This window comes from Myxococcota bacterium (assembly GCA_035498015.1).
GTDB lineage: Bacteria > Myxococcota_A > UBA9160 > SZUA-336 > SZUA-336 > VGRW01.
This window is the reverse complement of the sequence record DATKAO010000200.1, coordinates 1-8,945: the sequence shown is the minus strand read 5'-3', so window position 1 is coordinate 8,945 and position 8,945 is coordinate 1. Positions and strand designations below refer to the sequence as shown.

At 74.9% G+C, this 8,945-nt stretch carries 8 protein-coding genes and 1 pseudogene; 2 read left to right on the top strand and 7 right to left on the bottom strand.

Annotation, left to right across the window (positions count from 1 at the left end):
• The 7 genes and pseudogenes from menB to VMR86_17855 all read right to left on the bottom strand — a co-directional run.
• On the bottom strand, positions 1 to 799 hold a 799-nt coding region (menB, locus tag VMR86_17885), incomplete at its 3' end, for a 1,4-dihydroxy-2-naphthoyl-CoA synthase (protein HTO08924.1).
• A 108-nt stretch (positions 800 to 907) separates the two neighbouring features.
• Positions 908 to 1,660 (bottom strand): annotated as a pseudogene (menH, locus tag VMR86_17880) (2-succinyl-6-hydroxy-2,4-cyclohexadiene-1-carboxylate synthase).
• On the bottom strand, positions 1,657 to 3,471 hold the full coding sequence (menD, locus tag VMR86_17875; protein HTO08923.1) for a 2-succinyl-5-enolpyruvyl-6-hydroxy-3-cyclohexene-1-carboxylic-acid synthase: 1,815 nt from the start codon (positions 3,469 to 3,471) through the stop codon (positions 1,657 to 1,659). The pseudogene menH and the gene menD overlap by 4 nt, the downstream one beginning before the upstream one ends.
• Complete coding sequence (locus VMR86_17870) at positions 3,468 to 4,760, bottom strand: isochorismate synthase (GenBank protein ID HTO08922.1); 1,293 nt, start codon at positions 4,758 to 4,760, stop codon at positions 3,468 to 3,470. The genes menD and VMR86_17870 overlap by 4 nt, the downstream gene beginning before the upstream one ends.
• Entirely contained in the window at positions 4,757 to 5,461 is a 705-nt protein-coding gene (locus VMR86_17865) for a ubiquinone/menaquinone biosynthesis methyltransferase (GenBank protein HTO08921.1), read from the bottom strand. Before VMR86_17865 ends, VMR86_17870 begins: the two co-directional genes overlap by 4 nt.
• The gene (locus VMR86_17860) at positions 5,458 to 6,216 is read right to left on the bottom strand and encodes a MerR family transcriptional regulator (protein ID HTO08920.1); all 759 of its coding nucleotides are present in this window, start codon (positions 6,214 to 6,216) and stop codon (positions 5,458 to 5,460) included. The genes VMR86_17865 and VMR86_17860 overlap by 4 nt, the downstream gene beginning before the upstream one ends.
• A gap of 36 nt (positions 6,217 to 6,252) precedes the next feature.
• The gene (locus VMR86_17855) at positions 6,253 to 7,740 is read right to left on the bottom strand and encodes a serine/threonine-protein kinase (GenBank protein HTO08919.1); all 1,488 of its coding nucleotides are present in this window, start codon (positions 7,738 to 7,740) and stop codon (positions 6,253 to 6,255) included.
• 66 nt (positions 7,741 to 7,806) lie between these two features.
• Between VMR86_17855 and VMR86_17850 the strand changes: the two genes are divergently transcribed.
• The gene (locus tag VMR86_17850; protein HTO08918.1) at positions 7,807 to 8,661 is read left to right on the top strand and encodes a VWA domain-containing protein; all 855 of its coding nucleotides are present in this window, start codon (positions 7,807 to 7,809) and stop codon (positions 8,659 to 8,661) included.
• Positions 8,662 to 8,687: 26 nt separating this feature from the next.
• Positions 8,688 to 8,945, top strand: a 258-nt coding sequence (locus VMR86_17845) for a hypothetical protein (protein ID HTO08917.1), incomplete at its 3' end; no start/stop codon positions are given.

Sequence of the window (8,945 nt, the reverse complement as noted above, 5' to 3'; positions counted from 1 at the left end):
CGAAGTCCGGCGCGCGCTTCTGCAGATATGCGTCGCGGCCTTCCTGCGCCTCTTCGGTCATGTAGAACAACAGCGTCGCGTTGCCCGCGAGCTCCTGGAGTCCCGCCTGGCCGTCGCAGTCGGCGTTGAACGCGCTCTTGAGACAGCGGATCGCCAGCGGGCTGTGACTCAGGATGCGGCGCGCCCATTCCACGCCCGTGGCCTCGAGCTCGCGCAGCGGCACCACGCGGTTCACGAGCCCCATCTCGAGGGCTTCGCGCGCGTCGTACTGCGCGCACAGGTACCAGATCTCGCGCGCCTTCTTCTGACCCACGATGCGCGCGAGATACGAGGCGCCGAAGCCGCCGTCGAAGCTGCCCACGCGCGGGCCGGTCTGCCCGAAGCGCGCATTGTCGGCCGCGATCGTGAGGTCGCACACCACGTGCAGCACGTGGCCGCCGCCGATCGCGTAGCCGGCGACCAGCGCGATCACGGGCTTGGGCATGCTGCGGATGTCGCGCTGCAGGTCGAGCACGTTGAGCCGCGGCACGCCGTCCCCGCCCACGTAGCCGGCCTCGCCGCGCACGCGCTGGTCGCCGCCGGAGCAGAACGCCTCGTCGCCCTCGCCGGTGAACAGCACCACGCCGATCTCGTGGTCGTCGCGCGCGCGGCCGAAGGCGTCGATCAGCTCGCGCACCGTCTCGGGCCGGAAGGCGTTGCGCACCTCGGGCCGGCAGAGGGTGATCTTGGCCATGCCCTCGGCCTTCTCGAAGCGGATGTCCTGGTAGCTGCCCACGGTCTTCCAGTCGGGGAGTCGCATTTCGGGGTCTCCTGTCTCGTGTGTCTCTGTGCGGTCACTCGCCGCGAAGAACTCGCGCGCGAGTGACAGGACCGCGCCGGGATTCTCGAGCTGCGCCGCGTGACCCGCCTCGGGCACGAGCGCGCAGCGCCCGCGCTTGGCCAGCGCCGCCAGCTCCGCGGCGATGCGCGCGAACTTCGCGTCCTCGGCGCCCGCCACGAAGCACAGCGGCAGGTCGAGCTCCGCGAGCCGCGCGTGCAGCGGGGGCTGCGCGCCGCTGCCCAGGCCGCGCAGCGAGGCGGCCAGCCCGTGCGGGCGATTGCGCAGGCGCTGGGCGCGGGCGCGCTCGAGTGTCTCGGCGCCGAGCCGGGCCTGCGACGCGAACAGCGGCTGCGCCATCCAGCGCGTCACGAACGGCTCGAGGCCGTCGCGTTCGAGCTCGCACGCCAGGGCTTCGTCCGCCGCCACCCGCGCGGCGCGCTCGGCGGGGTCGGCGAGGCCGGCCGATGCGCCGATCACGAGCGCCGAGCGCACGCGCTGTGGCCGCAGCGCCGCGAATCCCAGGGCCACGCGCCCGCCCAGCGAGTAGCCGAGCACGTGCGCGCGCGACTCACCGAGCGCGTCGAGCAGGCGCGCCAGGTCGCCCGCGCTGCACTCGAGCGCGTAGCGGCTGGGGTCGCGCGGCGCGTCGGAGCGGCCGTGACCCAGGAGATCGACCGCGATCGTGCGGTAGCTCGGCGCCAGCCCGTCGGCCAGCGCGCGCAGGGTCTCCGCCGAGCCGGTGAAGCCGTGCAAGAGCAGCAGCGCCGGCCCGCGGCCCGCGATCTCGACCGAGAGCGCCGCGCCGCCGACGTCGATGCGCCGGATCTCGCGCGCGCTCATGGCGCGGCCGCCTGCGCCGCGCGCGCGAACAGGGCACGCCGCGCCGCGACGTCGGCCTCGCGCTCCTGCGGCACCTCGATCAAGTGCAGGCCAGGCGCGCCGATCGACTGCTTGAGCGCCAGCCGCAGCTCCTCGGGGCTGGCCGCGCGCGAGTGACTCGCCTCGAACAGCGCCGCCACGCGCGCGAGCTCGAGCCCGTGCGGCGTGGTGAAGAGCGCGTCGAAGCCGACGGCCTCGCGATGCGCCGCGACCGGCAGGGCCGAGAAGATCCCGCCGCCGTCGTTCTGCAGCACCACGATCGTGGCCGAGAGGCGCGCCCGCTTCGCGACCAGCAGCCCGCCCAGGTCGTGCAAGAGCGCCAGGTCACCCGTGAAGAGCACGAGCGGCGACGCGCCAGCGGCTGCCGCGCCCAGTGCGGTCGAGACGATGCCGTCGATGCCGTTCGCGCCGCGATTGCACAGCACGCGGAGCGGCTTCGGAGACACCGGGAACACCGCGTCGACGTCGCGGATCGGCAGGCTGTTCGACACGAACAGAGTCGCGCCCGAGGGCAGTGCGTCGGCCAGCTCCGCGGCCACGCGCGGGCCGGACAGGAAGTCCGAGTCCCCGAGGCCGGCCTCGAGCGCGCGGCGCGCGCGCGCGTTCGCGTCCGCCAAGGCACGCGGCCAGGCGCCGTCGCGCGGCGGCGGCGTGCGCTCGAGCTCCGCCGCGAGCGCGGCGCACAGCCGCTCGGGGTCGAAGCGCAGCACTTCGGCGGCGCGGTGGGTCGGATCGGCGAAGCGGCCCTCGGAGTCGACGAGCCAGAGCTCCGCGGCCGGGTGACTCGCGAGCCAGATCGCGAACGCCTTGCTGGTGAGGGGCGTACCGAGCCGCAACACGATCTCGGGCGCCAGTGACCGGGCCAGTGACTCGTTGCGCAGGAACAGGTCGTAGGCTCCGGCGAGCGGAGCGCCCGCGGCGTGCGCGCCCCACCGGAGCTGCGATGTGGGCTCGGCCAGGACCGGCCAGCGCGCCGCGCGCGCCAGGCGAGTCACTGCCGGCGCGAGCGAAGCCGGCGCGTCGAGCGGCCCGGCCGCGATCACGCCGCGCGCCGCCGCGCTCACGGCGGCCGCCAGGCGGCGCACCAGCGCTTCGGGCGGCGCGGCCGGCGCCGTCTCCACGCGCGTGTAGCTGCCCGCGCTCCTGCCGCGCGCAGCGAGCGGGTCGCCGGCCAGCGCGTCACAGCCGTCGCCGGCCAGCGCCACGGGCTCGAGCGGCTCGCGGAAGGGGAGGTTCACGTGCACGGGGCCGGGCGGCCGGCCGCAGGCCGCGGCCACCGCGCGCGCGCCGAGCGCCCGCGCGTGTCTCACGAGCGCGGCTCCGGCCTCCGGCGGCGGCATCTCGGCGAACCAGCGCGCGTAGGGGCCGTACAGCCGCAGCTGGTCGATGGTCTGTGGCGCGCTCCAGTCGCGCAGCTCGGGCGGCCGGTCGGCGGAGAGCACGATCAGCGGCACGCCCGACTGACTCGCCTCGACCACCGCCGGGAACAGGTTGGCGGCGGCCGTGCCCGAGGTGCAGACCAGCGCGGCCGGCGCGCGGCCCTGCTTGGCCAGGCCCAGCGCGAAGAAGCCCGCGCAGCGCTCGTCGATCAAGGACCAGAGCTCGATCCCGGCCCCGGCGCGCGACAGCGCGACCAGCGCCGCCACGAGCGGCGTCGAGCGCGAGCCGGGCGACACCACGAAGTGTCGGACGCCCGCGCGCGCGAGCTCGTCGACCAGCGCGCCGGCGCAGGCGACGTTCCGGTTGGGGGCGAGCGACAGGTCCAGGGTCACAGCTCCACCAGGGCGCCGAGCGCGCTCGCCAGCTTCCAACGGGTCTCGTCGAGCTCGGCCTCGGGCGTGGAGCCGGCCACGATGCCCACGCCCGCGTGCAGGGTCGCCGCGTCGCCGCGCAGCAGGGCGCTGCGCAGGGCGACGCACAGCTCGCCCTCGCCCGAAGGCGCGAGCCAGCCCACGCCGCCCGAATACCAGCCGCGCCGCGCCGCCTCGTGCCGGCGCAGGAACGCGAGCGCGGCCGCGCGCGGCGCGCCGCCCACCGCGGGGGTCGGGAACAGCGCGCCCGCGAGCGACAGCACGGAGCTGCGCTCGCCGTCGGCCAGGCGCCCCGACACCGGCGTGTGCAGGTGCTGGATGCCCTCGAGCCGCAGGAGCTCCGGCGCCTCCGCCGCGCGCACGTCGCTGCAGCGCTCGCCGAGCGCGGCCACGACCGCGCGCCGCACGATCGCGTGCTCTTCGCGCTCCTTGGGGCTTTCGAGCAGTGACTGGCCGCGGCGCGCGTCCTCGTCGGGAGTGCGTCCGCGCGGAGCCGAGCCCGCGAGCGCGTCGGCATGGACTGCGCTGCCGCGGCGGCCCACGAGCCGCTCGGGCGACGCGCCGAGGAAGGTTGCGCCGCCCAGCCCCACGCCGTAGACCGTGCAGCCGGGCTGTGACTCGCCGAGCGAGCGCAGCACGCGCGCCGCGTCGAAGCCGCCGGCCTGGGTGAGCGTGCAGGCGCGCGCCAGCACGACCTTCTCCAGCTCGCCGGCGCCGATCGCGGCGGTGGCGCGCGAGACCGCGCGCGCGAACTCGTCGCGCGACGGCTCGGCGCAGGCACTGAAGCCCGAACGCGCAGCGCTGCCCGTTCCGAGCGCCGGCTCGGCCGCCCGCTCGGCGCCGGCGCACGAGCGACTCGCGTCGTCGCGCGTGACCGTACACCACACGGTGTCGCCTACGCGCGCGAACAGCAGCGCGGGCAGCCAGAAACGCAGCGGCGGGAAGCCGCGCCACGCGGATTCGCCCGCGGAGTCGTCCCAGAAGCCGAAGCCCCCCACGCACAGCGGTCCGGCAGACGCCGGCCCGTCGCCTTCGACCCAGACCTTCTCGAGCAGCTCGGCGACGCGCGCCGCGGCCGCCTGCAGCCGGCCGGGCCCGGACGCCTCGACCGCCGCCACCTCGCCCAGCGCGAGCAGCTCGAGCGCCCGGTCCGCGCTGCGCCAGTAGAAGCGGCTCGCCGCGCGCGCGTGCGCCAGCCGCGCCAGGAAGTCGGCCGGCGCCGCGAGGCTGCGGATGGCACGCAGGCTCACGCCGCAGCCCCGCGCCGCACGGCGGTGTAGAGCTGCGCGGCACCGAACAGGAACTCCGCGCGAGTCACCCGCTCGAAGCCCGCGCGCTCGAGCAGTGCGCGCAGCTCGGCCTCGGGCGGCAGATACTCCACCGAGCGCGGCAGGTAGCGGTAGGCGTCGCGGTCCGAGAGCCAGCCGCCGAGCCAGGGCACGACGCGTTCGAACCACACACGGTGGCCGGCGCGCGCGAGCCGGCCGTCGGGCTGGCCGACCTCGAGCAGCGCCAGCCGCCCGGCCGGCGCGAGCACGCGCGCGGCCTCGCACAGGGCGAGCTCGGGCTCGCTGAAGTTGCGCAGCGCGAAGCCACAGGTGACCGCGCTGGCGCAGCCGGTGCGCAGCGGAAGCTCCGCCACGTCGCAGCGCGCGAAGCCCGCCGGAACGCCCCGGCGCCGCGCGCCGCGCAGCATCTCGCGCGCTCCGTCCACGGCCACCACGCGCGCGCCGCGCGCGGCGGCGAGCTCGGCCAGGTCGCCCGTGCCGCACGCCAGGTCCACCACGCGGTCGCCGGTGCCGACGCGGATCGCCGCGAGCGCCGCCCGCCGCCAGCGCTGGTCGAGCCCGAGCGACAGCACGCGGTTCATGCGGTCGTAGCGCGGCGCGATGCGGTCGAACATCTCGCGCACCAGCGCCGTCTTCGCGGAGCCGGTCGGAAGCGGAGTCACTTCCAGGCCACCTCGAGGCTCGCCGACTCGGTGGCCGCGACCGCGCGCGCCAGCGCCTCGCCCTCGCCGCGGCCGCGCAGCCGGGCCAGCGCGCGGCTCACCAGCGTGCGCTGGAAGTACAGCGCCACCAGGCGAGTCACTTCGGGAAGGAGCTGCCGGAAGGCGGCCTCGACCTCGCTCGCGTCGCGGTCGCGCGCGCCGCCCTCGCGGATGTGCCGGTCGAAGAGCTCGATCGCGCGGTCCGCCGTGTCTCGGGTCGCGTTGCCGTGCTGCACGGCGACCGCGAGCAGCTCGTGGATCGGGAAGCCGGCGCCGAGCAGGCGCAGCCCCGCGCGCGCCATCTCGACGTCGGCTTCGCTGAAGCGGTCCTCTCCGCCCACGCGGATCGGCTCGAACAGGCCCGCGAGCTGGATCGACGAGATCAGCGCCTCGGGCATGCCGGTCGCGAGCGCGAGCTCCGCCCGCGAGTAGGTGCGCCCGCCGACCTTCTCGCGCGCGAGCGCGTCGACCAGCCGATCGCTCGCGGTCTCGGCCGGGGCCTCGCCGCGGTCGAGCACGCGCTTGATCAGCGCGAGCGTGAGCCCGTCCTCGAGCAGGCTGCGGATCCGGGCCAGCCGCTCGCGATGCGAGTCGTCGTACAGGGCCACCCGGCCGGAACGGGTCGGCGGATGCAGCAGGCCGCGGCCCTGGTAGAAGCGGATGGTCTCCGCCCGGACCCCGGTGATGCCGGCCAGCTGTTCGATCCGATAATTCATGCAACTACTGTAAGAGTAATTGCTCGAATTGTCAGCCTACGGGAATTCCTTCATTCCGCCCAGGGTTAGCTCGGTGATCCGGCGCTTGGCGCGCTCGTCCCAGTCGTGCGAGGGGCCCCGGGCGCGGAACTTCTTCCAGTTCCCCGCGGCCTCGGCCGGCGAGTGCCCGCCCTCGAACTGCACCGCGGCCTGGAACGCCGCCTCCATCTCGTCTTCGCTCGAGAAGGCCGCTGACGGGGCTGGACTCGGCGCGCGCCGTGGAGTGGCCCGCGCGGTCTTGTGCGTGGGCGCGGGAGCAGCGGCTGCCTCGGCAGGAGGCGGCGCCGGTTCGGGCTCGGGCACGCGAGTCACGACCGGGGGCGGCGCGACCACGGGAGTCGGCTCGGGTACGGGCGCAGGCGCGGCCGTCGCGGCGGGGGCGGGAGCGGGTGTCGGGGCAGGGGCGGGCTCTGCTCGCGCGGTCTCGGTCAGCGCGGCGGCCGCGGGAGAGCGCTCGTGCGCGCGCCAGGCCGCGAACGCCGCGAGCGCGAGCGCGCCGGCCGCTGCGCCCGCCAGCCACAGCGGCCGCCCCGCCCGCCGACGCTGCGGCCGCTGCAAGCGCGCCAGGTTCTCGCGACTCACCTCTTCGAGCGCGTGCCCGAGCTCGGCCGCGCTCGCGTAGCGCGCGTTGCGGTCCTTCTCGAGACAGCGGAGGATCACCCGCTCGAGCGCGGGCGACACGTTCAGCTCGGGGTGCAGCTCCGACGGCGCCGGCGGCGCCTGGTAGAGGTGCAGCGCGAGATAGCCGACCGCCGACTCCGATCGGAACGGCAGCGCGCCCGTCGCCATCTCGTACAGCACCAGCCCGAGCGAGTACAAGTCACTGCGCGCGTCGAGCTCCTCGCCGGGTCCGAGTGACCCGGCCTGCTCGGGCGAGGCGTAGCGCGGCTTGCCGATGAAGTCGCCCACGCGCGTCAGCGTGGCGTCGGTGATGCGCGTCGTGGTCTCCTGCGACAGCGCGGCACGCGCGACGCCGAAGTCGATGATCTTCACCGTCGGCCCGTCGGCGGACGGTGTCAGCATCACGTTCTCCGGCGACAGGTCGCGGTGCACGATCCCGAGCTCGTGCGCATGCGCGAGCCCCGCGCAGCACTGCGCGCCGATGCGACACACCTCGGCGGTCGAGAGCACCCCGCGCGCGCGCAACAGCTCCGCGAGGCTCTGCCCGACGACATACTCCATGACCAGGAAGTGGTCGCCGTCCTCCACGAAGAAGTCGTGCAGCAGCACCAGGTTCGGGTGCCGCAGCTTCACCGCGATGCGCGCCTCGCGCTCGAAGCGCTCGACCGCGTGTGGCACGGCGCGGAACAGCTCGGCGCGAATCACCTTCAGCGCGCGCGGCTCGCGCAGCAAGAGGTGCTCGGCGCGGTACACGGCGCCCATCCCGCCGCGGCCGATGCGCTCCACGATCGAGAAGTCGCGCACGCGCCGGCCGATCAGCGGATCGTCGGCGGCCTCCGGAGATATGTCGACCTGCTGTGCCAAGCCCGGCGCACAGTCTAAGATCGAGCCCGCTCGTCCGACACCACAGCGCACGAGCAGGAGGCTGGAATGAGGCGGTCCCATGCGCGCGCCCTCGCGCTCGCCCTGGCACTCACGCTCGGGGCTCCCGCTGCCCTGGCGGACGACGGCGAGCTCACGAACGTTCTGATCGTGCTCGACGCCTCCGGCAGCATGGCCGGCAAGATGGGCGGCCAGCCGAAGATGCAGCTGGCCCAGCGCGTGGTGAAGGACCTCGTGGACAACATGCCCGCGGAGATGAACGTGGGGCTGATCGTCTACGGCTCGAAGTCGCCCAAGGAGAAGCGCGACTGCAAGGACATCGACGTGCTCGCGCCCGTGCGGCGCGTGGACCCCCAGTCGATCGACGCGGCGCTGGCGCGTGTCTCGCCGCACGGCATGACGCCGATCGGCGCGTCACTCGAGCGCGCGGCGGAGCAGCTCAAGGGGCTGCCGGGTCAGTCGACGATCGTGCTGGTGTCCGACGGCACCGAGACCTGCGAGAGCGATCCCTGCGCCGTGGCGAAGAACGTGCGCGAGACGACGGGGATCGACGTGCGCGTGCACGTGGTCGGGCTCGACGTGGGCTCGGGCGAGCGCGGCACGTTGGAGTGTGTGGCGAAGGGCGGCGGCGGCACGTACTACCCGGTCGGCGACGAGAAAGGCCTGCGCCAGGCGCTCAGCGAAGCGACCACGCCGGTGTGCAACGGCCAGAAGGCGATGTGGCTCTCGATCGCGCACCCCGGCCTCGGCGAGGGCCGCAATGCCGGCGGCGGCTTCCAGCGCGTGCCCAAGCGCAAGTTCTGGCTCGGCTTCATCCCCGGCTTCGGCTGGCCCGGCTACCTGCAGGTGGTGAGCGCGATCGACGCCAAGAACTGTCGTACCAACGACTGGCCATCGGACTAGCCATCGCCGCGCTCTCCTCACGCGACTTGTTGCAGCGCCTCGGCGAGCGGATCGCCCATCTGCGCGCGCGTTGGGTCGTCTATGGGCTGATCGTGGGTCTCTTCTCGGGACTCGCGGCGGCGGGCTTCTTCGCCGCGCTCGAGTGCGCCACCCGCTTCACCGCAGTCACGTTGGTGAGACAGCTTCCACCCGAGCCGCCGCCGGGCGACGCGTTCCTGGCGCCGCCCACGGCGCCCGAGGGTCCGCCCCGGCGCTGGCTGTTCTTCTTGATGCCCGCGCTGGGC